We start from the raw sequence: 22,965 nt of genomic DNA on the forward strand, positions 1-22,965 counted from the left end.
CTTGGCAATATCCGGGCAACCCCGCTCCGGCGAGGCTCAAGTCAGCGGGTTTCTGGCAACTTTTGGCAACTCGTATTGCCGTGCCCGCCGATTCAGGAAAGGCGCAGGTCAAGGCGGGTGTGATCGCTTCCGAATAGGGCGCGACGGGCCCTGTGTGCGGGTATTGGGCGCCGCCTCCAGGGAATCTTGAGCGATTTCCGAGTGAATCCCGAGGGGGGGTTGCCAATCTTCTGGCAGAGGACTTGCCAAGCCGAAACAAACAATTGCCACCGAGGAGTCACCATGAAGACCATCGCCCGCGCCGTCGCCACCGCCGCTCTCGTCTCCGCCGCCGTTCTCACTGCGGGCGGTGTCGCCCAGGCCGACGGCGGACAGATCGACTGGCCGGTCGCCCCCCGCACCTCCGCCGCCCCGGCGGGCGCCCAGATCGACTGGCCGGTCGCCCCGGGCACCTCCACCGGCCCGGCCGCCGGGCAGATCGACTGGCCGTAACCGGCGCCGTTCCTCCTGCGCCGTTCCTCGTGCGCCGGGCGGTACGCCGGGTGGCTCGCCGGGCGGGCTCATCCAGGCCCGCCGTGCTCGGGGAGCGAGAAGGGGTCCACGGCGGCTCTAGCGGGATGCGGCACGGTGCAGGGGCACCACGTCGCCCGTCCCGGAAGGAAGTCCACCGATGGCCCACGCACCGTGGAACGCGAAGTTCGAGAACCTCCTGCGCCAGGGACTTCCCGGACTGGGCCGGGGCGAGGCGCCGGCCGCGGACGTTCCGATGGAGGCGTACGGCCTGGACTCCATGGCGCTCATCGGCATCGTCAGCAGCCTGGAGTCGGCGTTCCGCGTCAGCCTCGCCGGCCAGGTGGTGATCCCCGTCCGCACCCTGACCGCCGGTCAGCTCTGGGGCATCCTGTCCGCCGCCCTCCATCCGGTGTGGGCCGACGACCGCCGCGCCGAACCGGTCGGCGGCATCCGCAGCGCCTCCCCGTGGGCCGTCGCCTGACGAACGGCCCGTACAACCGTTGAAGCCCCCGCCGTCGGCGGGGGCTTCGGTCGTTTCCGCTGTCCGTACCGCTCCGGGCGGAGCGGGTCAGAGGCTGGAGATGTGGGACAGGACGGTGCGCGAGGTGGCGGGGGCTTCGTCGGACTCGGCCTGAGCGGAGACCTCGGGGGCCTCGCCGCGGTCGGGCTTCGGTTGGGGGATGCGTGTGCCCATGGTCGGCCTCCACGGTGGCAGGGAACGGGGGACCAGCGTGCCAGGGCCGCCTCGCAGCGGCCTCGAACGCCCCGGGCGCCGCGGGCGGACCCCCGGGTCCGCGGTCCGGGGTGCGGGCCCGCGGCCGGTACGCGGAGCCGCCTCTCGTGCGGGGTCGCGGGTCCTGCGCATGCCTGCGGGGCGGGTGCCGGGCCGGACCTCGTACGTGAGGGCGCGGGCCGTACGCGGGGCGGCCCGGCGCCTCTTGCCCGAAGCCGCCGACCGGGCGGCGTGCGGGCCGCGCCCCATACGCGGGGGCCTGGCCTCTGGCCCGTACGCGGAGTCACGGCCCTGCCCATGCCGGGCCGAGCGCCGGGCCCGCCTGTACGCGGGGACGCGGGTCCTGCGCACGCCCGGCCGGAGCCTTTGCGCAAGACCGCCGCACCCGTACGCGCGTCCGGAGTGCCGGGCCGCCGCGGGTCCGCGCCCCTGCGCATGCCCGCGGGCCCACAGGTCGGGTGCCGAACCCCCGTTCGGGGGGCAGGTCCTGCGCACGCCAGGCCGGGCGCCTCTTGCCCCAGGCCGCCTGCCCGGCGGCGCCTCCTATCGGTGGCCGCTGCCACGTCCGCGGGCGCGGGGCCGCCGACCGGGCGGCATGCGGGCTCCCCAAACGCCGGGCCGGGGCCGGGCGCGAGGCCGCCGCCACGAACGCGTGCCCGCGGGCCCACGGTCCGGGCGCCCCCCCGTTCGGGGGGCAGGTCCTGCGCACGCCAGCCTGGGCGCCTCTTGCCCCAGGCGCCTGCCCTGCGCCTCTTACTGGGAGCCGCCGCCACGCACGCGGGCGCGGACGCCGGGCCGCCGCCCGTACGCCGGGCAGCCCAGCGCCTCTTGCCGGGGCCGCCGACAAGGCGGCGTGCGGGGCCGCGGCCCGCACGCGGGGCCGGGCGCCGTGTACGCGGGCGCGGACGCCGGGCCGCCGGCCGTACGCGGGACAGCCCAGCGCCCCTTGCCGGGCCGCCGACCGGGCAGCATGCGGGGCCCCGCCCCGGACGCGGGGTCGGGCGCCGGGCACTGGGCCGCGCCCCCGTACGCGGGGCGCGGCCCTGCGCATGTCCGGTAGCGCCGCTTGCCCAGGGCGGCGTGCGTGGGGTCCGGGCAGGTGGCGGTGGGGGGCGGCGAGGTCGAGTGAATCTCCAGCGGTTCGAGACAGAGCCTCAGTTTCCGCTTGCCAGCATCTAGGCAAGGTTTTGCCAAACAAGCCGAGCCGCTGTCGAAGGAGCGAGCCCTGATGTCAATCTCCGGCCTCATCGAGCAGCACGTCCTCGCGCGGCCCGAGGCCATCGCCCTCACCTACGGCGCCCCCGGCGCAGGAGGGACCTCCCTCGGCTACCGGGAGCTCAGCCTCGCGGCCAACCGGCTCGCCGCCCATCTCATCGCCCGCGGTGTCCGCCCCGGTGACCGGGTGGCGACCGTGCTGCCGGCCGGCCCCGAGCTGGTGACGGCCTGGCTCGCGGTCCTGCGGGCCGGCGCCTCGTACGTGGCGCTCGACCCCGGCGCCCGCCCCGGTCTGCCGGGCGGCCCCGTGCGCGCCGTGGTGGCCTCCGGGCGGCGGGCCGCCGCGTACGCGGGCCTGGGCGCCGAGGTCGTCGCCCTCGACGCCGAGGCCGCGCAGATCGCCGCCCGGCCCGGGGCCCTGCCCGGCGTGGCGGCCGAGGCGCAGGAGTCGGCGTACCTCCGCGAGGTGTTCGCCCTGGCCGGGCCGGACGGTCCGCTGCGGGTGCGGCCCGGCGAAGGGGTGGGGCAGGTCGCCGCTCCCGACGAGGACACCGCCTCCCTGGAGGTCTGGGCGGCCCTGACGGCCGGGGCCCGGCTGGTGGGGCTGGACGCGGACACCGTCGCCGACCCGGGGCGGCTGGCGGCGGCCTTGCGGGAGGGGGAGGTGAGCGTCCTGCTCCTGCCCGGCGCGGACTTCGAGCGGACCGCCCGCGAACGGCCGGCGGCCTTCGACCCGCTGCACACCCTCGCCTTCGGCGGTCCGACGGCCTGCGACCCGCAGCTGCTGCGGCAGGTCGTGCACCGCGCCGGCTCCGCGCCCCGGCTGCTGCACCTGTACGGGACCCCGGCCGCCTGGCACGAGGCGGCCGCACCCGGCGCGGTCTGTGCGGGGGCCCCGGCCGCGACGCCGCCGGGCACGCCGGTCCAGGAGATCGTGCGGGACCTCTTCGCGGAGGCGGCCGGCGTACCGCGCAGCGCGGTGCACGCGGACAGCGACTTCTTCCGCCTCGGCGGCGGCCCGGCGGCCGCGGCCCGCCTGCTGGCGCGGACCCGCGAGGTGCTGGACGCCGACCCGGGCGGCGGGGCCCTCGGCCGGGCCCCCACCCCGGCCCTGTTCGCCGCGCTGGTCGGGGACGGCCCCGCGGCCGCCACCGGACCGGGGCGGGCTGCCGCGGCCGGCAGCGCCGTACTGCCCCTGCGGCTGCGCGGCCCGCTGGACACGGACGCCCTGGACGAGGCCTTGAAGGACCTGGGCCGCCGTCACGAGGCGCTGCGCAACAGCCGGCTGGGCTCGGCCGGCACCCGGCTGCGGTCCCTGGCCGCGGCCGAGCACCTGCTGGAGCTGACGCTGCCGGGCGATGCGGTGGACCTGTGGTCGCACGCACCGCTGGCCGCCGAACTGGCCCTGGCCTACGGGGCGCGGGCCCGCGGGGACGCCCCGCGCTGGCCGACGGCCGCGCCGCAGGGTGCGCAGCGGGCCCTGTTCGGGGACGCCGAGCCCACCGCGGTCCCGGGCAGCGGCCCGTACGCGGGTGATGCGGAGGCCGGGCACCTGGCCTTCGCGCTCGACGCCGGCCTGCACGCGCAGCTCGCCGCGCTGGCCGCCGAGCAGGGGGTGACCCTCTTCATGCTCGTGCACGCCGCGCTCGCGGCGCTGCTCACGCGCCTCGGCACGGGTCCCGTGGTCACGGTGGCCGCGCCGGTCCCGGCCCGTGACAGCGCTGCCCTGCGCCGGGCCGTCGGACCGTACGGGCGGGTGCTGGCCCTGTCCGTGGACGCCTCCGGCGATCCCGCCTTCACCGAGCTGCTGCGGCGGGTGCGCGCCGCGGACCTCGCGGCGTACCGGGACGGGGAGGCGGCCCTGGCGCTGCCCGGCGGGGTCGCGCTGACCGTGCTGCAGGAGACGGCCGGCGTCTTCGCGGCCGGCGCGCTGACGGTGGAGGCCGCCGAGCCCCGCCTGCCCTCGCCCACGGCGTCCCTGGGCCTGACCTTGACCGAGCGTCACGACCCGGAGGGGGAGCCCGCGGGGATCGCCGGGGCGGCGGCCTTCCCGTACGAGGCGATCGGCGAGGCCGCCGCCGCCTCGCTCACGCGCCAGCTGGTCGCGGTGCTGGAGGCGGCCGTCGAGACCCCGGACAGCGCACTGAGCCGGCTGCGGCTGCTGCCCGGCGCGGAGCCGGTGGACGCCGTCGGCCTGTGGAGCGGTGTCGGGCGGGAGCTGCCGACCGTACCCGCGCAGAGCGTGGCCTCGCTCTTCGCGGAGCAGGTGGCCCGCACCCCGGGGGCGGCCGCCCTGGGCGGCATGGACTACGCCGAACTGGACGCCCGCTCCGACCTGTTGGCGCACGTCCTGCTCGAACACGAGGCGGGGCCCGGCACCTGCGTGGTCACCGCCATCGCCTCCCCGACCGGCTTCGCCGTCGCCGCGCTCGCCGTGGCCAAGGCGGGCGCCGCGTGCATGCCGCTGGATCCGGCGCTCGGGCTGCCCGCCGCGGTGTGGCCGGCGGTCCTGCTGCTCGACGAGGCCGCGGACAGGGTGCTGGCGCCGGTGCCCCGGGCGGTCCGGCTGGTGCGCGCCGCGGCCGCCGACCAGCTGCCGGCGGGCAGCAGCTGGCCGGTCCGCGCGGCCGACCGTACGCGGCCGCTCGACCCCGACGCCCCGGTGCTGCTGGCGCACACCGCCCACGCGACGATCCCGACCGCCGCGACCATCGCGATCGGCGGGGAACGGCTCAGCGCCGCCGCGGCCGGCCCGGGGCCTGCTGCCGACGCCGCCTGGCTGGTGCCCGGTTACCCGGACGCGGAGGCCGCGCTCGGGCTGCTGCGTGCGCTCGTCGGCGGCGCCCGGGTGCACCTGCCCGGCCCGGCCCTCACCCACGGCGCCCCGCACGAGGTGCTCCAGTGGCTGCGCGAGCAGGGCGCCTCGGTGGTGCTCGGCCCGGCGGACGACGTGCTGGTGGCGCTCGCCCGGGCGCAGGACACGGCGCTGACCGTCAGCAGCGGCTGGCCCGAGGGGCGGCTGCTGGTCGAGCGGACGCCGGGCGGCCGCACCCGACCCGCTCCCGGCTACCGGGCCTACGTGCTCGATGCGCAGCTGCGGCCGGTCGCGGCCGGGGCGGTGGGCGCGCTGTACATCGGCGGGGTGGGCGTGGCCCAGGGGTACGCGGGTCTGCCCGGCGCGACCGGCGAGCGCTTCCTGCCCGACCCGCTCGCGGGGCCGGGGGACGCGGCGGCCCGTATGTGGCGCACCGGGCACGCCGCCCGCGTGGACGAGGACGGCAGCCTGCACGTCCTGGACCACCCGTGCGCCGACGACCCGTTCGCGGACGAGTTCGCCACCTTCGTGGTCGTCGCGGACGGCGCCGGGCACCGGGCGCTGTGGCCGGCCCGCGTCCCCCTCGTGGCCGGCTGGCACGAGACGCACTCCGAGGACGTGTACGAGCTCTGCCTCGACCACCTCAACGACCACCTGAACGACCGCTTCTGAAACCCTCCCGCCCGGCCTCCGACCCCGGCCGCGCCCGCCTTCGCCCACGACTTCCGAGGAGCCCGTCATGACCGTCATGACCCCCCTGAGCATCGTGACCGCACCGGCCGCCCCGCACTCCGCCCCCGGCTCCGCCCCGGGTCCGGCGCCCTCCGCCGTCCTGCTCGTGGAGAGCCCGCTGACCCCCTCCGCCGACCTCGCCCTGCGCCGGGACGGCGTCGAGGTCATGCTGCTGCGCTTCGACCACGACGCGGTCCACCTGAGCGCCGAGTACCTCGCGCGGACCGCCGACCTCCCCGTCTTCACCCTGGACACCTCCGCGCCGCTCATGGACGAGGCGGCCCGCTACCTGCGCTGGGTCAAGGGCACCAAGGGCCTTCCGCGGCCCCGGTTCCTCCACAACCCCGACGGGGAACTCCAGCAGACCGCGGGGGCCTTCGCCTCGCTGGTCGATCTGCCGCAGCTCTCGCCGGCCGCTCGGGAACTGGTCGAGGCGTAGTCGAGCTCCGCTTGAGTGATGATCCGAAGGGGCGATGAACTGCCCACTCCCAGTGCTTGAATGGGCCCCGTCAGGGGCGGTATCGGATCATCAGGGAGCGAGTGCGGAGATGCGGAAGTCGTACTACGCGGCACACGTCTACATGATCGTGGGAGTGATCTCCGGGCTGTACTACCGCGAGCTCACCAAGATCAATGACTTCGAGGGCGAGACCCAGCTCGCCGTGCTGCACACCCACCTGCTCGCGCTGGGCATGCTCGTGTTCCTCATCGTCCTCGGGCTGGACAAGGTATTCGGACTGTCCGGGACGAAGCAGTTCACCTACTTCTTCTGGTTCTACAACACGGGTCTGACGATCACCTGCGCGAGCATGCTCTACCGCGGCACCCAGACCGTGCTGGGCAACGAGGTCCCCGAACTCTTCTCGCTGGTCGGCGGCATCGGCCACATCGTCTTGACGGTCGGTCTGATCCTGCTGTTCGTGCTGCTCGGCAAGAAGCTGAAGGAGCCCGCGAACGCCGAGCCCGCCAAGCCCACCGAGCCGGAGCAGGTCAGGACCGCTGCCTGAGCGGTCCGGTCACCAGGCCGGTCAGGGCGGCGAGCCGCTCCTGGGCCGGCCCGGGGCGCAGCCGGCGGCCCCAGGACAGGGTGGCCAGGCCGTGCCAGGCGCTCCACAGCACCTCGGCCAGCACCTCCGGGTCGCGTTCGCCCGCGACGGGCCCGACCGCATCGCGGATCTCGGCGAAGGTGTCGAGCAGCGGCCGGGGGGTGTCGGGGCCGGCGTGTTCGAGCCCCACGTCGAGGGTGAGCATGGCCTGGTAGAGGACCGGCCCCCGGGCCGCGAAGTCGAGGTAGGTGCGGGCGACCGCGTCCAGTGCGGCGTGCGGGTCGGCGGCACCGAGGCGTGCGGCGCGCAGTTCGGCGGCGAGTTCGGCGAACCCTTCGAGGGCGACCGCGTGGACGATCGCGTCCTTGTTCTTGAAGTGCTGGTAGAGCACCGGCTGGCTGTACTCGATGCGTTCCGCGAGGCGCCGCGTGGTGACGGAGTCCCAGCCCTCGGCCTCGGCCATCTCGCGGGCCGTGGTGAGGATCAGCCGGCCTCGCTGGGCCTGCTCGCGGAGGCGGCGCTCTCGGGGAGTCATGCCGCCCACCTTAGCACTTTCGGCGAAATTTTAGTTAGCAGTGATAGAATCCTGCGCTTCGTCCGCCCCCCCCCGGTGAACACGCCGCCGGCGGACCTCAAGTGTCCTTCGAGGCACGGTCGGCAGCATGCGGGGCAAGACCGCCCACAGAGAGGGCCACCCCCATGCAGACCCCGACTCCCCTGGAGGAGCTGCTCGACCTGGCCGCGGACGCCCTGGGCCGCGACCGGCGCACGCTGCACGCCGCAGCCGCGGGTTCGCCGTTCGTCACGCTCGGGGGCGGACTGGGGCAGGCCATGCGGCTCCAGGCCCGCGCAGGTGAACGGCTCGGGCTCGCGCTCGACCTGTCCGGGCTGATGGGGCCCGTCCCGCTCGCCGACGTACTGGCGCGGGCCCTTCCCGTACCGCAGGCCCCCGTGCCGCTCCCGCTCCCGGGGCCGTCCGCGGCGCAGGACCTCCTGCCCTCCCAGTTGGCCGCGCTCACCGCCCAGCCGTACACCGGCGCCGCCGCCGTCCACCGCATGCTCTCCGCCGAGTTGGCCGGCCCCCTCGACATGGCCGCGCTGCGTACGGCGCTGAGCGCACTCGGCGCCCGGCACGAGGGGCTGCGGACCGCCTTCGCCTCCTCGGCGCGCGGCCCCGTACGCCGCGTCCTCGACGACTGGACGGTGCCGCTGATGTCGACGCCGCAGGCGTACGAGGGCGAAGAGGCCGTCTCCGCGGTGCAGTCGAGGATCGCCGCGGACGTGGACCGCCTGGTGGGCCACCCCGACCGGCCGCCGCTGGCCTTCGTCCTGAGCCGGCTGGCCGCCGACCGGCACCTGCTGACCTTCCTGTACCACGACGCCGTGGCCGACGCCTGGTCCGCGGCCCTGGTCTGGCGGGAGCTGCTCGCCGACTACGCCCGCGCGGTCCGCCGCCGTCCGCTGGACCTCGCGCCCGCACCCGGGCCCGACGCGGTCGCCGCCCGGGCCGCCGCACTGGACCGCTCGGGTGCACTGCGCGCGCTGACGGCCGAACGGGTCGGGCAACTGCGGGAGTTCCCCGAGGTGGTGGACCTGGCGGCGCCCGCGCGGCGGCCGGCCGTCTTCGACTTCCGGGGGGAGCGGCTGCTGTTCGGGCTCGACGCGCGGCTGCGCGACGCGGTCGACGCGACGGCCGCACGGGCCGGCGTGCCGCACACCGCGGTGGTGCTCGCCGCCTGGGCGCTGGCCGTGGGCCGACGCGCCGGTCGCGAGTGGCTGCTCGTGGGCGCCGAAATGCCGCGCCGCCCCACGGCGGCCCTGCTGCGCACGGTCGCACCGTGCACGGTGCACGTGCCGGTCTGCTGCGAACTGGAGGGCGGCACCGACTACTTCCTGCGCGGCATCGCCTGCGCGTTCAGCGAGGGGCTGCGCTACGCCGACCTCGACCCGGCGGCGCTGGCGAGGGAGCTCGGGGTGCGCGGCGACCGGTCGCGGACCGCCCTGACCCAGGTGGCCTTCGCGGCCCACGACGAGCTGCTCCCGGCGCGCCTGGAGGCGGGGCCGCTCACGGCGCGCTTCCACCACGGGCACCTGGGCGGAGCCACCGCGGACGCGGAGCTGGCCGTACTGGGCTGGCGGGAGGAGCCGCTGCTGTCCCTGGACTTCGCCTCCTCGGTGCTGACCCGCGCCGAGGCCGCGGGGCTGGCGCAGGAGGTGGCCGCGGCCCTGGAGGCCCTCGCGGCCGCCGGGCCCGCCGCCGCGGTCGAGGACCTGCTGCCCCCGCGGCTGGACCTGGCCCCCCTCGCACCGGTGCCCGTGTCGTAGGCCCGTACGACTCCCGTACGAGACCTGCGACGCCCGCAAGCCGACGGTCCCCCGCCGCACTCACCCACGCCACGCGGACGGGGGGCCGTCGTACGCCGGGGTTCGCCTGACGGCGGAGTTCGTCTGACGGCGGGGTTCGCCTGACGGCCGGGAAGCCGGCTCATCCGGTGCGCGCGACCGGGGAGGTGCGCGCACCGGATGCCGGTGACCCCGGGCGGCGGGGGACGTCCGCCCGGGAGCAGGAGGACCGGTGCGGGACGCCGGCCGGGGCCGCCCCGCACCTGCCGGGTCAGGCCGCGAAGGAGGGGAGCTTCGCGGCGACCTCGTCCGGGCCGGGCAGCGAGGCGATCTCCGCGGCGATCTTGCGGGCCGCCTCCCGGTAGCCGTCGTCGCCGAGGATGCGGCGGGCGTACTCCGTCACGGCCTCGGCCTTGAGGTCGAAGACCACCTCGCCGGCGCCCGCGGCGTGCACGGCACGGCCGTTGGCCGGGCCGTCGGCGCCCTGGGGCACGATGAGCTGCGGCAGCCCGGCCTCCAGCGTGGCCAGGGTGGTCCCGCTGCCACCGTGCTGGACGACGAGGGCGGCACGCGCGAGCACCTGCGACTGGGGCAGCCACGGCGCGGCGACGACGTTCTCGGGCAGTTCGCCGAGGTCCGCGATCTGCACCCGGAAGCCGGTGGCGACCAGGACCGGCAGGCCCAGCGGGGTGAGGCCGTCGATCACGGTGCGCAGGTTCTCGGCGGAGCCCAGGGCGGTGCCGAGGGTGAGGTACACGAACGGCTCGCCCGACCGGCCCAGCGCGCCGGGCAGTTCGCCCTCCTCCTTGAAGGAGACGGGGCGCTGCTCGATGCGCGGCAGGCCCGAGGAGAGCAGGGCCGGGTCCTGGAGGGAGGGCGGGCAGATGTCGATGAGGGTGTTGCCGAGGGTGAAGGCCTGCCCGTCGGGCACGCGGACGCCGAGCTCGGCGGCGGTGGCGAGCACCTCCTGCTGGAGGCGGGCCGCCTCGTGGTCCTGGGAGAGCACGCCGACGCCGTGCGCGACGGCGGGGATGCCGGCGAGCTGGGCGGCGAAGCCGGCCCCGGGGTTGAGCACCTCGTGGACGACCAGGTCGGGGCGCAGCCGTTCGAGGGCGGGGGCCAGGTCGGCGGCGACCCAGCGGGGCAGCACCGATCCGAACACCTTGATGTGCAGGTCGGCGAGCACCTCGGCCGGGACGTCCTGGGCGCCCACCTCGCCGCCGTGCTGCTCAAGGAAGGCTTGACCGCCCGCTGCTTCGATGAACGCCTCGGGCACCGAGCGGCCTGCGGTCACCGGCTCGAAGCCGGCCTCGCGCAGGGTCTGGTGGAACTGCTCGCCCGTGGCGAACGCGACCTCGTGGCCGGCTGCTCGCGCGGCCCCTGCCAAGGGAAGCAAGGGGAAGATGTGCCCGAAATTGCCCACGCTGGCGAAGAGGATTCTCATGAGCCTCAGCGTAGGGGCGCCGCCCACCCCTTGTCTAGTGCCGCTAGTAAACCTAGCATCGACAACCCATCTGTCGAGCCGTCGTACGGGGCATCTCCAGGCGTCCTCCAGCCACAGCCGATCACCCTCCCCCATCGTCGTCGTGCGGCCGACTGCCCCTGGGCACGCAGGAGAAGGCGAAGGAGTCCACTGATGACCATCACCCAGTTGGTGCCCCCCGGCATCGCGACGAGCCTCGGACAGCGCTTCGCGCTGTCGGCCGAGACCCTGGACAGCCCTGTGACGCCCAATGCGGTCTTCCGGGAGTGGTTCGCGCAGCAGCGCCGCACCAACCGCTACGACGTGCAGCGCATCCCCTTCTCCGAGCTGGTCGGCTGGCACTTCCAGGACTCCACCGGGAACCTGGTGCACGAGAGCGGCCGGTTCTTCTCCGTCGAAGGCCTGCGGGTGCGCACGGAGTGGCAGGGGCGGGGCGCCTCCTGGTCGCAGCCGATCATCAACCAGCCCGAGATCGGCATCCTGGGCATCGTGGTCAAGGAGTTCGACGGGGTCCTGCACTTCCTGATGCAGGCGAAGATGGAGCCCGGGAACATCGAGACGGTGGAGCTCTCCCCCACCGTGCAGGCCACGCGCAGCAACTACACCGGCGTGCACAAGGGCAACGCCGTCCACTACATCGAGTACTTCCGCCCGCCCCGGGTCAGCTCCAAGGTGCTCTACGACTCCCTCCAGTCGGAGCAGGGCTCCTGGTTCCTGCGCAAGCGCAACCGGAACATGGTGGTCGAGGCGATCGGCGACGTGCCGGAGCACGAGGACTTCGTCTGGCTGACCCTCGGCCAGATCCACCAGCTGCTGCAGCAGTCCAACCTCGTCAACATGGACGCCCGGACCGTGCTGTCGCTGATCCCCTCCTTCGCCGAGGACGGCCCGTCGCTGCACTCCACCGAGCACCTCCTGAACCGGCTCACCGAGATCAAGGCCATGCGGGAGCTGGTGCAGAGCACCATCCCGCTGTCCGACGTCGAGCAGTGGCAGCACACCGAGTACGAGATCGGGCACGAGAGCGGCCACCACTTCACCGTCATCGCGGCCTCCGTGGCGGCGGCGAACCGCGAGGTGACCAGCTGGACCCAGCCCCTCCTGGCCCCCGCCGAACAGGGGCTCGCGGCCTTCGTGGTCCGCCGGATCTGCGGGGTGCCCCACCTGCTGGCGCAGGCCCGGTCCGAGGCCGGCGTCCTGGACGTGGCCGAGCTCGGCCCCACCGTGCAGTGCCAGCCGGGCCGGGCCCTGACCCTGCCCGCGGCCCAGCAGCCGCGCTTCCTCGACCTGGTGCTGCGGGCGGGCCCGGGCCAGCTGCTGTACGACACGGTGCAGTCGGAGGAGGGAGGCCGCTTCCACCACGCCGGCAACCGCTATGCGCTCGTCGAGGTCGGGGAGGAGTTCCCGGTGGACGTGCCGGAGGAGTTCCTCTGGGTGACCCCGGGCCAGCTGACCGGCCTGCTGCGGCACAGCAACTACCTGAACATCGAGGCCAGGACCCTGCTGACCGGCCTCGGCGCGGTCTCGGCACTGAACGGGAGGTACGGACGGTGAGCACCGCGGGAGCCAACGGAGCCGTACGGATCGGCGTACTGGGCTGCGCCGACATCGCCGAGCGGCGGATGCTGCCCTCGATGCTGCGCCAGCCCCTGGTGGAGGTGGCGGCCGTCGCCAGCCGCCGGATCGAGCGGGCGCAGGACTTCGCCGCGAAGTTCGGCGGCGCCGCGGTGGCCGGCTACGAACGGCTGCTGGAGCGCGAGGACGTCGACGCGGTGTACATCCCGCTGCCGCCCGAACTGCACGTGGAGTGGACCCTGCGGGCGCTGGCCGCCGGCAAGCACGTGCTGTGCGAGAAGCCGTTCGCCGCCTCCCTGGCCGACGCGGAGAAGGCGGTGTCCTTCGCCCGCGAGAGCGGTCTGCTGCTGATGGAGAGCTTCATGTTCCTCCACCACTCGCAGCACGCCCGGGTGCGCGAGCTGGTCGCGGAGGGGCTGATCGGCGAGGTCCAGCTGTTCACCTCGGAGTTCGGGATCCCGCTGCGCCCGGGCGGGGAGCGCGCGAGCACCCTGCCGGAGGTGGCGGCGTACCCGATCCGCGCCGCCCGGCTCTTCCTCGGCGAGGGGCTGAGGGTGGCGGGCGCCCAGGTGCGCCCGGCGAGCCCGTACGGTCCGCAGCCCGCGGGCAGTGCGCTGCTTACGGCGCCCTCGGGGGTGGCGGCCCATCTCGCGTACGGGGTGGAGCACGGCTACCGCAGCGGGTACGGCCTGTGGGGCAGTGAGGGGCGGCTGCGCCTGGAGCGCGCGTTCAGCACCCCCGACGAGTTCACGCCGGTGCTCCAGGTCGAGCGCGGCGGCGTCACCAGCGAGATCCCGCTCGCCCGGGACCACCACTTCACCAACATCGCGGGGGTGTTCGCCCGGGCGGTGCTGGAGGGGGAGGACTTCACCCCGCACACCGAGGCGGTCCTCGCGCACGCCCGGCTCGTGGACGAGATCGAGCGCGCGGCACAGGGCTGAGGGGCGGGACGCGCCACGGCCCGGCGGGTACGCGGTACCCGCCGGGCCGTGGCGCGGAGCGTGGGGGGAAGGGGCCCGCTACTGGGCCTGGAGGGCGTAGAAATCGGCGCCGAGCTGGTGGAACATCCCGGCCACGTCCAGCTGGTCCCAGTGCTCGGCGAGCAGGCCGTCCTCGACGCGCCAGATGTCGATGGACTGGAAGTTCAGCGTGCGCCCGGTGGCCGGTATGCCGAAGAAGGTGCCCTGGTGGGTGCCGGAGTACTCCAGGCGGGCGGCGATCCGGTCCCCGTCGACGATCACGTCGTGGGCGACGGCCTTGACGTCCGGGAAGGCGTCGAAGATCTGCTGGAAGAAGGCGCGGTTCGCCTCGATGCCGTCGTCGACGATGGGGTTGTGGTCGATGTGTCCGGCCGCGGTGTGCTCGCCGATGGTGCTCACGTCATGACTGTTGATCATGTCAACGAAGAGCTGGACGAGTGCGCGGTGGTTCTCTGCCATGGGTGAGTGCCTCTCTGGGGGCTCGCATCACGGTGCTGATGTCGCTGGGCGGGCGCTGCCACCCCGAGGATCCGCACCCCCGGTCGAGCCCCCCTGGAAAACCCCCTGGGCCCGGTCCGCCCCCGACCCCGGCTCAAGTCGCCGCTCCTAGCGTCGGATGCCATGAAGGCACTCGTTCTCTCCGGTGGGGCCGGAACCCGCTTGCGCCCCCTCACCCACACGTCCGCCAAGCAGCTGGTGCCCGTCGCCAACAAGCCGGTGCTCTTCTACGGCCTGGAGGCCATCGCCGACGCCGGTATCACCGAGGTCGGCGTCGTCGTCGGCGACACCGCCGACGAGATCAGGCAGGCCGTCGGCGACGGCTCCAAGTTCGGCCTGCGGGTCACCTACATCCCGCAGGAGGCGCCGCTGGGCCTGGCGCACGCGGTGGTGATCGCCCGCGAGTTCCTCGGGGACGACGACTTCGTCATGTACCTCGGCGACAACTTCATCGTCGGCGGCATCCGCGAACTCGTCGACTCCTTCCGCGCCGAGCGGCCGGCGGCGCAGATCCTCCTCACCCAGGTCTCCGATCCCCGGGCGTTCGGCGTGGCCGAGCTCGGCGCCGACGGCCGGGTCGTGGGCCTGGAGGAGAAGCCGGAGGTGCCCAAGAGCGATCTGGCCCTGGTGGGGGTCTACCTCTTCACCGGCGCCGTGCACGAGGCGGTACGTGCCATCAAGCCGTCCTGGCGCGGCGAGCTGGAGATCACCCACGCCCTGCAGTGGCTGATCGACCGGCAGCACGACGTCCGCTCCACGACGATCTCGGGCTACTGGAAGGACACCGGGAACGTCACGGACATGCTGGAGGTCAACCGCTGCGTACTGGAGCTCGCCGAGCCCCGCAACCTCGGCGAGGTCGACGCGCAGAGCGAGATCATCGGCCGGGTGGTGATCGAGGAGGGCGCCTCGGTCACCGCCTCGCGCATCGTGGGCCCCGCCGTGATCGGCGCGGGCACCCGCGTCAGCGGCTCGTACATCGGCCCGTTCACCTCGATCTCCCGCGACTGCCGGATCACCGACAGCGAGATCGAGTTCTCCATCGTCCTGGACGGCTCCTCGCTCACCGGAACGAGCCGCGTGGAGGCCTCGATCATCGGACGCAACGTGGAGGTGACGCCCGCCCCGCGGGTGCCCGCCGCGCACCGGCTCGTACTCGGCGACCACAGCAAGGTGCAGATATCCTCATGACCACCACACGCATCCTCGTCACCGGCGGCGCCGGCTTCATCGGCTCCCACTACGTCCGCACGCTGCTGGGCCCCGAGGGGCCGGGCGACGTCGAGGTCACGGTCCTCGACAAGCTGACCTACGCCGGCAACCCCGCCAACCTGGACCCGGTCCGCGGGCACGCGGACTTCCGCTTCGTCCGGGGCGACATCTGCGACACCGTGCTCGTCGCCGGCCTGGTCGCCGAGCACGAGCAGATCGTGCACTTCGCCGCCGAGTCGCATGTGGACCGCTCCATCCTGGGCGCGGCCGAGTTCATCACCACCAACGTGCTGGGCACCCAGACCCTGCTCGACGCGGCGCTGCGCCGCCCCGGGGGCAGCGCCCGCTTCCTGCACGTCTCCACCGACGAGGTGTACGGCTCGGTGGCCGAGGGGTCCTGGCCCGAGACCGACCCGCTGCGGCCCAACTCCCCGTACGCGGCCTCCAAGGCGTCCTCCGACCTGGTGGCGCTGTCCTACCACCGCACCCACGGCCTGGACGTGCGGGTGACGCGCTGCTCGAACAACTACGGCCACCACCACTTCCCGGAGAAGGTCATCCCGCTGTTCGTGACCAACCTCCTCGACGGGCTGAACGTCCCGCTGTACGGGGACGGGCGCAACGTCCGCGACTGGCTGCACATCGACGACCACGTCCAGGGCATCGAGCTGGTCCGCGCGGGCGGCCGCCCGGGTGAGGTCTACAACATCGGCGGGGGCACCGAACTGACCAACCGGGAGCTGACCGCCCTGCTCCTGGACCTGGCCGGGGCGGGCTGGGACCGGGTGGAGCACGTGGCCGACCGGCTCGGCCACGACCTGCGCTATTCGGTGGACTGCACCAAGATCTCCACCGAGCTCGGCTACCGCCCGCGCAAGGACTTCGCCAAGGGCCTCGCGGAGACCTTCGAGTGGTACCGGGACAACCGGGCCTGGTGGGAGCCGCTCAAGCAGAGGGCCGCCCTGTGAGCAGATGGCTCGTGACCGGCGCGGAGAGCCTGCTCGGCCGGGATCTGTGCTCCGCGCTCGCCCGGGCCGGCGTCGAGGCCGTCGCCCTTCCCGGGGCGGAACTCGACGTACGCGACCGGCGGGCGGTGCGCGCGGCGATCGCCGTGCACCGGCCGCTGGTGGTGGTCAACGCGGCGGCCTTCACCGACCTCGACGCGGCGGAGAGCCACGAGACGCAGGCGCGGCACGTCAACGGTGCGGCGCCGCTGTACCTCGCGAACGCCTGCGGGGAGTTCGGGGTGCTGCTGTTGCACGTGTCCACGGACCACGTGTTCTCCGGCGATGCCCGCACGCCCTACGCGGAGGACGCCTGGCCCGCGCCCCGGACGGCGTACGGCAGGACCAGGCTGGAGGGCGAGCGGGCGGTGCTGCGGCTGCTGCCGTGGACCGGCTACGTGGTGCGCACCGCCTGGCTGTACGGGGAGGGCGGCGACAACTTCGTGCGCCGCCTGATCCGGCTGGAGCGGGAACGGGACTTCGTCGAGGTCGCCGACGACCGGCGCGGGCAGCCCACCTGGTGCGCCGATGCGGCCGACCGGATCACGGCGCTGGGGCAGGCCGCGCTGCGCGGGGCGGCGCCCGGCATCTACCACGCGACGAGCGGCGGCGAGTGCAGCCGGCTGGAGCTGGCGCGCGAGGTGTTCCGGCTGCTGGGCGCGGATCCGCGGCGGGTCCGGCCGGCGGCCGGCGCCTCCCGATCGGCGGCGCGAGGACCGGCGTACGGGGCGCTGGGCCACGACCGGTGGGAGGCGGCGGGCATCGCACCCATCCGCGACTGGCGCGAGGCGCTGCGGGCGGCGATGCCGGCGCTGCGGGCCGCGGAGCTGCCGGAGCCGGCCCGGGTGTGAGGCGGGGCGCGCCGGCCGGTCGGCCGGGGCGGGTGGGCGCGGGAAGGCGGCCGCGGCGGGCGAGGGGGGATGTCGCCCGCCGCGGCCGGTCCGGTGGGGCGGCCGGCCGGATCAGTGGGTGATGGCCAGGCTGAACGGCACGAAACCGTGGGCGCGGACGAACGGCCCGAGCATCAGGTAGTTCCATTCCAAGGCGCGCGCGTTGTAGAGCCCGCCGAGGTCGAGGATCCACTCCTTCGGCCAGCCGAGCCCGTCGAGCAGCGCGGCCGCGGCCGCCTTGGCCCGGGCGTCGTCCCCGGCCAGGAAGGCGGTGGGCGGCGAGGACAGGATCCGCGGGTCCACCATCACCGCGGAGTCCATCGTGTTGAGGGACTTGACCACCGCGGTGTGCGGAAGCACCCGCTGGATCTCCTCCGCGAGGCTGCTGTCCGGGTAGAGGGGCGCGACGGGGAAGCCCTCGGGGCCGCGCACGGCCGAGTTGGCCACGTCCACCAGGACCCGCCCGCGCAACTGCGGCTCCAGGGCGCTCAGCAGTTCGACGGAGGCCTCGCCCGGGGTGGCGTTGAAGACCACGTCGGCGGCCCCGGCGGCCTCGGCGCGGCCGGTGAAGCGGACCCCGGCGGCGGTAAGGGCGCCGGCGTCCGCGGCGCGGCGGCCCGGGTCGCCCGATCCGATGAGCACCGTGTGCCCCGCGCGGGCCAGGCCCGCGGCGAGGGTGGAGCCGACGCTGCCGGATCCCAGGACGGCGACGGCGCTCATGCCGTGCGGCCCCCGCCGTAGGAGGCGACCGCCTGCTGGTAGGTGGGCAGCAGGCCGAGGGCGACGGCCTCGTCCAGGGTGGGGGCGGCCGCGTCCTTCTCGGAGCGGATCAGCGGTTCGGAGGTGTTCCACGGGATGCCGAGGGCCGGGTCGAGCGCCTGGATGTCCACCATGGTGCCGGGCACGTACTCCTCGGAGCAGAGGTAGTTCATGCAGGTGTCCTCGGTGAGCGCGAGGAAGGCGTGGCCGAGGCCGTCCGCCAGGTAGACGCCGATGCCCGAGTCCGCCTCCTGCAGCGTGGTGTCGAACATGCCGAAGGTCGGGGAGCCGACCCGCAGGTCCACCACCACGTCGAGGGCCGCGCCGCGCACGCAGGTCACCAGTTTGGCCTGGCCCGGCGGCAGGGTGGTGCCGTGGATGCCGCGCAGGGTGTTGCGCCGGGACACCGAGAAGTTGACCTGCTTGACGGTGAACGGCTGGCCGCTGAGCTCGGTGAGCTCACCGATCCGCCAGGCCTCGTAGAACAGGCCCCGGTTGTCCGACAGCTGCGATGGCGTGATCCGGAACGCGTCGCGGATCTTCATCTCCTCGATTGCCATGCTTCCTCGGTTCCTTGTCGTCGTGAAGGCCGGATTCGATTCTGTGGCGACCTTCTCCTGACCCGCTCGGGTGCGGCTGGAGCCCGTACGCCGATGGCCCCCGCGGCTGCGGGGGCCATCGGCGTACGGGAGGGGCGGGGTGCTCAGCGCACCGGCGCCGGGGCGGGCTGGCCGGCCACGGGGGCCGGCGCGGCCGGTGCGGCCGCCGCGGCGGGCGCGGACGCGGCCACCGCGTGGGTCCCCTTCCTGCGGCCGGGGGCGATCAGCATGGAGAGCGTCGCGGCGGCCACCGCCGCGGCGCCGACCCACATCGCGGGCACGAGGCCGTCGACGAAGTTCTGCGGCGAGGCGTATCCGCCGTTGGCGCTGAAGATGGACGCCAGCAGGGCCACGCCGAGGGCCGCTCCGACCTCGCGGGTGGCGGCGGTGACGCCGGAGGCGATGCCCTGCTCGTGTTCGGCGACGGAGCCCATCGTCAGGTTCATCAGCGGTGCGTAGAACAGCGCCATGCCGGCGCCGCAGATCATCAGGGAGGGCAGCTGGGCGACGTAGGAGGTGTCCGGTTCGAGGATCACGGCCCACCAGACCATGCCGGCCGTCATCATCGCGAGGCCCAGGGTGACCACCGGCTTGCCGCCGATCTTGTCCGAGACCATGCCGCCGAGGGGGGCCACGACCATCGGCATGGCCGTCCAGGCCAGCAGCCGGACGCCGGCCTCCATCGCCGAGTAACCCTGGATGTTCTGCAGGAACTGCGTCATCAGGAAGATCGCGCCGAACATGCCGACCGACATCAGGGTGCCGGACAGGTTGATCGCGGTGAACGCCTTGATCTTGAACATGCCCATCGGCACCATCGGGTGCTCGGTCTTGGTCTCCCAGACCACGAACAGGACCATGACGACGGCGCCGCCGATGAGCGAGCCGAGGACTCCCGCGGAGGTCCAGCCGTCGCCGTGGCCCTTGATCAGGCCGAGGACGATGCCGAAGAGTCCGACGCTGGCGAGGACGGTGCCCACGGCGTCCAGACGGGCCCCGGCGATGCGGCTCTCGGTGAGCTTGCGCCAGGAGACGGGGGCCAGGGCCAGGCCGATCGGCACGTTCAACCAGAAGATCCACTGCCAGGACAGGTGCTCGACGATGGCTCCGCCGACGAGCGGGCCGGCGGCGATCGAGAGTCCGTTGACGGCGCCCCAGATGCCGAGGGCCGTACCGCGCTTCTCCGCGGGGACGGCGGCGGTCAGCAGCGTCACCGAGAGCGGCATGATGAGCGCCGCGCCGGCGCCCTGCACGGCCCGGGCCGCGATGAGCTCGTTGATGCCGGGCGCGAGCGCCCCGGCGGCCGAGGAGAGGGTGAACAGCAGCAGGCCGAGGACGAAGACCTTGCGCCGGCCGAAGCGGTCACCGAGGGCGGCACCGAACATCATCAGCACGGCGAAGGAAAGGGTGTAGGCGTTGACCGTCCATTCGAGGTCGGCCAGGCTGCCGCCGAGTTTGTCCTTGATCGTCGGCAGCGCCGTGATGATCACAAGGTTGTCCAGCCCCGCCATGAAGGAGGCGACGCTGGTGGTGAGGATGGCCCATAAGACCACCCCCTTCTTTCCACCGCCCGTGGCTGGGGGGTTGACGGAGCTCATCCGAGCATCCTTTCTGGAGGCTTGTCAGTACGAGATGCTCATCGCCGAGACATGTCTGACTTGCGGTGACCGCCGCGGGCACACTCCGTGCCGGGCGCTCACGACGCTACGGAACGAGACTCAAGTCCCCCTTGAACCGGACTCGGGGCGTCCCGGCCGGCCGGCGCGGCGGGGCTCCGTACCGGTGCCGGTACGGAGCCCCGCGGCTGCGCAAAGGAGGAGGGGTCAGGCGAGCTGGCGCTGGAAGGTGGCGAAGTCGAAGAACAGCGTCTCGTCGACCAGCACGTCGCCGTCGAAGTGGAAGAAGACCGCGACCGGGGCGTCGATCGACTTGCCGCGGTTGGGGATGCCCCGGTAGTCCGCCTCCTGCTTGCCGCGGGCCTGGGCCTCCAGGATCACCGCGGTCGGCGTGTGGTGGACGTGGTGCAGCTCGTGCTCCATGTTGGGGAAGGCGGCCTGGAGCTCGGCGAAGTAGCCCTTCTTGATGGCGTCCGCGCCGACGAACGGGCTGTCCTCGAAGGCCTGGATGCGGTAGACGGGGCCGCGCGGGAAGGTGGCGAACACGCCGTCCAGGTCCCAGGCGATCTCGGCGACGGTGTGCTCCAGGACCACCGCCTCGCGCCTCTTGCGCAGCTCGGCGTCGGGTGCCGGGAGGTCCGCTCCGGGCAGGATGAACTCGTTCTCCATGGCCATGACCATTCCTCCACGCATTCGACCGTCTTCGGTTGCGGCCGACGCTAGGGCGCGCACCTCGTCGCACCCTCGCGCGGCGCTCGAACACACGCAGAGGGGGTCGGATCAGGCGGTGGACTGGAGCCGCGCCTGCGACCGCGCCTGCGCCGGCGGCTGCGGCGGCTTGTACGTGGGCCGGTACCCGCAGGCCAGGCCGACCGGTGCGAGCACGGTGCACAGGGCCATGTCGAGGGCGAAGGGGCGGCCCGTCACGACGCGGTACTCGTCGCGGAAGGCGAGGGCGAGCAGCGGCATCTGCAGACGGGGGGTCCCGTCGGGCTTCAGCCGGCCCTCGTTGGTCAGCCCCCACAGGGTCTCGAAGACCTTCTCGGTCTGGTAGGCGGGAGTGGTCCGCCACACCATGCGGGTCCGCTCCGGGCCCGGGTTCCACATGGAGTGGGCGGCGCCCGGCGGGATGTAGAACTCGTCGCCCGCCTTGTACTTGTGCACGACGCCGTCGAGCTGGAGGTGGATCTCGCCGCTCTCCAGCCGCATGCTCTCGGTCTGCCGGGGGTGGTAGTGGACCGGCGGTTTGACGGCGGCGGCCGCGTAGTCCACCTCCACCTCGACGTAGGCGCCGTTCGTCTCCGCCGCGGTGGTCAGGAAGGTCAGGCGGTCGTTTCCGAGGTGCAGGATGTCTCCGGGACGTGCCATCGGATGACTCTCCGTTCGGTACGGGGGTGGTCGGGCGGGCGGGTGGCAGGGGGCGGTCGCTCAGGCGGTACGGGTCCGGGCGGCCGCGGCGGTGCTCCGGCGCCCGGGAAGTCCGAGGAAGGCGTTGAGCACGTTGAGGACGGCGATGCCCGCGGCGATCCAGAAGCCGAGGTGCAGTCCGTCCAGCCAGGCGAGCGCCGGGGCGGTGCCGGCTTCGAGTGCGCCGGTGGTGCGGGACAGGGCGCTGGTGGCGACCGTGGCCACCCCGAGCGAGGCGCCGACCTGGAAGGCGGAGACCAGGACGCCCGAGGCGATGCCCTGCTGTTCCTGCGGGATGTCGGAGACCCCGTGGACGTTGACCGGGATGCCGCAGCACTGCATGGACGCCCCCAGGATCAGCAGGGCGGGCAGCAGGTCCAGCAGGTAGTTGCCGTGGGCCGGGGCCTGGCTGAGCAGGACCAGGCCGAGGACGGTGCCCAGCGCTCCGGCGAGGTACACCGGCCGGGGCCCGTACTTGTGCATGACGCCGGTCGCCGGCGCCGTGATCAGGATCGCCATGATCCCGAGCGGCAGGAAGGCGAAGCCCGACTTGAGGGTGGAGTAGCCGAGGGTGCGCTGGAGGTAGTAGCTGGACAGGAAGAGCACGGAGGCCTGGACGGCACTGGTCAGGACCCGGCCGAGGCCCGCCGTGGCGAGCGAGCGGGTGGCGAACAGCTTGAGCGGCATCAGCGGGTCGGCGACGCGCCGCTCGACGAGGACGAAGGCGCCGAGCAGGGCCAGCGCCGCGGCGGCGGGGGCCAGCACGTGGGCCGGCGAACTCCAGCCGTGGTCCTGGATGCTGACGACCGCGTACACGAGGGCCGCCAGACCGCCGGTGACCGTGGCGGCTCCGAGCAGGTCGGGGCGTCCGCTGCCGCGGGCCTCGGTCCGCCCCGAGCCCAGGACCAGGACCCCGGCGACCGCGACGGCCCCGATGGGGAGGTTGACGTAGAAGATCCACCGCCAGTCGAGGCTGTCGGTGATCAGGCCGCCGACGATGACGCCGAGCGTGGCGCCGAGACCGGCGAGCGCGGCCCAGATGGCGAGGGCGGTGGTGCGCTCCTTGCCGCTCGGGAAGATGGTGGTGACCAGGGACATGGCGGCGGGCGACAGGAACGCCGCCCCACAGCCCTGGAGGGCGCGGGCGGCGATCAGCAGGCCCGTGCCGTCGGCGAGGCCGCACAGCAGGGAGGCGGCCGTGAACAGCACGGCGCCCACGATGAAGGTCCGCCGCCGGCCCCAGCGGTCGGCCGTGCGCCCGCCCAGCAGCATGAGGCCGCCGAAGCACAGGACGTAGGAGGTCAGCACCCATTCGATGCCGGTGGCGCCGGCGCCCAGGTCCGACTGGATGGCGGGCAGCGCCAGGTTCACCACGGTGGTGTCCAGGAGCACCATGAACTGTGCCAGCGCGACGAAGACGAGCAGGCGCCAGCGCCTGGGGTCGGGCGGTGGGGCGGTGGGGCCGGCAGCGCTGTCCTTGTCTGCGGATGCCTGCTCGCCGCCGGGGCGGGCCGCGCGCTTTTCGGTGTCCATGGTGTCCCCTCG

At 74.0% G+C, this 22,965-nt stretch carries 21 protein-coding genes; 11 read left to right on the forward strand and 10 right to left on the reverse strand.

From position 1 onward, the window contains the following. The first annotated feature begins 282 nt into the window (after positions 1-282). Both AC0666_RS24905 and AC0666_RS24910 read left to right on the forward strand, forming a co-directional pair. On the forward strand, positions 283-492 hold the full coding sequence (locus AC0666_RS24905; RefSeq protein ID WP_468971807.1) for a hypothetical protein: 210 nt from the start codon (positions 283-285) through the stop codon (positions 490-492). A 178-nt stretch (positions 493-670) separates the two neighbouring features. After that, positions 671-994, forward strand: a complete 324-nt coding sequence (locus AC0666_RS24910) for an acyl carrier protein (protein WP_361716148.1) — start codon at positions 671-673, stop codon at positions 992-994. An 87-nt stretch (positions 995-1,081) separates the two neighbouring features. Here the strand turns inward: AC0666_RS24910 and AC0666_RS24915 are convergent, their stop codons facing one another. After that, positions 1,082-1,207 (reverse strand): hypothetical protein, encoded by a 126-nt coding sequence (locus tag AC0666_RS24915; RefSeq protein WP_361716151.1) that lies wholly within the window; start codon positions 1,205-1,207, stop codon positions 1,082-1,084. A gap of 1,267 nt (positions 1,208-2,474) precedes the next feature. On the opposite strand from AC0666_RS24915, the gene AC0666_RS24920 reads away from it, so the two are divergent. The 3 genes from AC0666_RS24920 to AC0666_RS24930 all read left to right on the forward strand — a co-directional run bounded on the left by AC0666_RS24920 (position 2,475) and on the right by AC0666_RS24930 (position 7,015). Next, positions 2,475-5,948, forward strand: coding sequence for an AMP-binding protein (locus AC0666_RS24920; protein ID WP_468971810.1), 3,474 nt, complete (start codon positions 2,475-2,477; stop codon positions 5,946-5,948). 67 nt (positions 5,949-6,015) lie between these two features. Then, positions 6,016-6,447: a hypothetical protein gene (locus AC0666_RS24925; RefSeq protein WP_468971812.1), complete on the forward strand. Its 432-nt coding sequence runs from the start codon at positions 6,016-6,018 to the stop codon at positions 6,445-6,447. A gap of 109 nt (positions 6,448-6,556) precedes the next feature. Then, positions 6,557-7,015, forward strand: a complete 459-nt coding sequence (locus AC0666_RS24930) for a DUF2871 domain-containing protein (RefSeq protein ID WP_361716160.1) — start codon at positions 6,557-6,559, stop codon at positions 7,013-7,015. Here AC0666_RS24930 and AC0666_RS24935 read toward each other — a convergent pair. Continuing rightward, complete coding sequence (locus AC0666_RS24935) at positions 6,999-7,589, reverse strand: TetR/AcrR family transcriptional regulator (protein ID WP_478708321.1); 591 nt, start codon at positions 7,587-7,589, stop codon at positions 6,999-7,001. The two genes, AC0666_RS24930 and AC0666_RS24935, sit on opposite strands and share 17 nt — an antisense overlap. Before the next feature lie 164 nt (positions 7,590-7,753). Here AC0666_RS24935 and AC0666_RS24940 point away from each other — a divergent pair, with 164 nt between their 5' ends. After that, positions 7,754-9,379, forward strand: a complete 1,626-nt coding sequence (locus tag AC0666_RS24940) for a condensation domain-containing protein (protein ID WP_478708322.1) — start codon at positions 7,754-7,756, stop codon at positions 9,377-9,379. A gap of 289 nt (positions 9,380-9,668) precedes the next feature. Here the strand turns inward: AC0666_RS24940 and AC0666_RS24945 are convergent, their stop codons facing one another. After that, positions 9,669-10,841: a glycosyltransferase gene (locus tag AC0666_RS24945; protein ID WP_468971817.1), complete on the reverse strand. Its 1,173-nt coding sequence runs from the start codon at positions 10,839-10,841 to the stop codon at positions 9,669-9,671. A gap of 192 nt (positions 10,842-11,033) precedes the next feature. Here AC0666_RS24945 and AC0666_RS24950 point away from each other — a divergent pair, with 192 nt between their 5' ends. Next, a complete protein-coding gene (locus AC0666_RS24950; RefSeq protein WP_468971819.1) occupies positions 11,034-12,434 on the forward strand; it encodes an NDP-hexose 2,3-dehydratase family protein in 1,401 nt (466 codons plus the stop codon). Further along, a complete protein-coding gene (locus tag AC0666_RS24955) occupies positions 12,431-13,396 on the forward strand; it encodes a Gfo/Idh/MocA family protein (RefSeq protein WP_468971820.1) in 966 nt (321 codons plus the stop codon). The genes AC0666_RS24950 and AC0666_RS24955 overlap by 4 nt, the downstream gene beginning before the upstream one ends. A 78-nt stretch (positions 13,397-13,474) precedes the next feature. On the opposite strand, the gene AC0666_RS24960 is transcribed toward AC0666_RS24955, so the two are convergent. Beyond that, positions 13,475-13,894 carry an ester cyclase gene (locus tag AC0666_RS24960; protein ID WP_468971822.1) on the reverse strand — a complete coding sequence of 140 codons (420 nt, stop codon included), beginning with the start codon at positions 13,892-13,894 and terminating at the stop codon, positions 13,475-13,477. Between the two features lie 162 nt (positions 13,895-14,056). On the opposite strand from AC0666_RS24960, the gene AC0666_RS24965 reads away from it, so the two are divergent. Genes AC0666_RS24965 through rfbD form a run of 3 tightly spaced genes read left to right on the forward strand, consistent with a single transcriptional unit; the run spans position 14,057 to position 17,000 of the window. Further along, positions 14,057-15,124 carry a glucose-1-phosphate thymidylyltransferase gene (locus tag AC0666_RS24965; RefSeq protein WP_468971824.1) on the forward strand — a complete coding sequence of 356 codons (1,068 nt, stop codon included), beginning with the start codon at positions 14,057-14,059 and terminating at the stop codon, positions 15,122-15,124. Beyond that, positions 15,121-16,113, forward strand: coding sequence for a dTDP-glucose 4,6-dehydratase (gene rfbB / locus AC0666_RS24970; protein ID WP_478708323.1), 993 nt, complete (start codon positions 15,121-15,123; stop codon positions 16,111-16,113). The genes AC0666_RS24965 and rfbB overlap by 4 nt, the downstream gene beginning before the upstream one ends. Then, positions 16,110-17,000: a dTDP-4-dehydrorhamnose reductase gene (rfbD, locus tag AC0666_RS24975; protein ID WP_468971828.1), complete on the forward strand. Its 891-nt coding sequence runs from the start codon at positions 16,110-16,112 to the stop codon at positions 16,998-17,000. Before rfbB ends, rfbD begins: the two co-directional genes overlap by 4 nt. 111 nt (positions 17,001-17,111) lie before the next feature. Here rfbD and AC0666_RS24980 read toward each other — a convergent pair whose 3' ends face one another. The 6 genes from AC0666_RS24980 to AC0666_RS25005 all read right to left on the reverse strand — a co-directional run bounded on the left by AC0666_RS24980 (position 17,112) and on the right by AC0666_RS25005 (position 22,953). Continuing rightward, complete coding sequence (locus tag AC0666_RS24980) at positions 17,112-17,759, reverse strand: NADPH-dependent F420 reductase (protein WP_361716190.1); 648 nt, start codon at positions 17,757-17,759, stop codon at positions 17,112-17,114. After that, entirely contained in the window at positions 17,756-18,358 is a 603-nt protein-coding gene (locus AC0666_RS24985; RefSeq protein WP_361716193.1) for a dTDP-4-dehydrorhamnose 3,5-epimerase family protein, read from the reverse strand. The genes AC0666_RS24980 and AC0666_RS24985 overlap by 4 nt, the downstream gene beginning before the upstream one ends. A 143-nt stretch (positions 18,359-18,501) precedes the next feature. After that, positions 18,502-19,995 (reverse strand): DHA2 family efflux MFS transporter permease subunit, encoded by a 1,494-nt coding sequence (locus AC0666_RS24990; RefSeq protein ID WP_468971831.1) that lies wholly within the window; start codon positions 19,993-19,995, stop codon positions 18,502-18,504. A 225-nt stretch (positions 19,996-20,220) separates the two neighbouring features. After that, positions 20,221-20,688 carry a nuclear transport factor 2 family protein gene (locus tag AC0666_RS24995; protein WP_356846248.1) on the reverse strand — a complete coding sequence of 156 codons (468 nt, stop codon included), beginning with the start codon at positions 20,686-20,688 and terminating at the stop codon, positions 20,221-20,223. A 105-nt stretch (positions 20,689-20,793) separates the two neighbouring features. Next, on the reverse strand, positions 20,794-21,381 hold the full coding sequence (locus tag AC0666_RS25000) for a cupin domain-containing protein (protein ID WP_468971834.1): 588 nt from the start codon (positions 21,379-21,381) through the stop codon (positions 20,794-20,796). A gap of 60 nt (positions 21,382-21,441) precedes the next feature. After that, positions 21,442-22,953, reverse strand: coding sequence for an MFS transporter (locus AC0666_RS25005; protein ID WP_468971836.1), 1,512 nt, complete (start codon positions 22,951-22,953; stop codon positions 21,442-21,444). Positions 22,954-22,965: the final 12 nt, after the last annotated feature.

It is taken from the genome of Streptomyces sp. NPDC043680, from assembly GCF_056436685.1.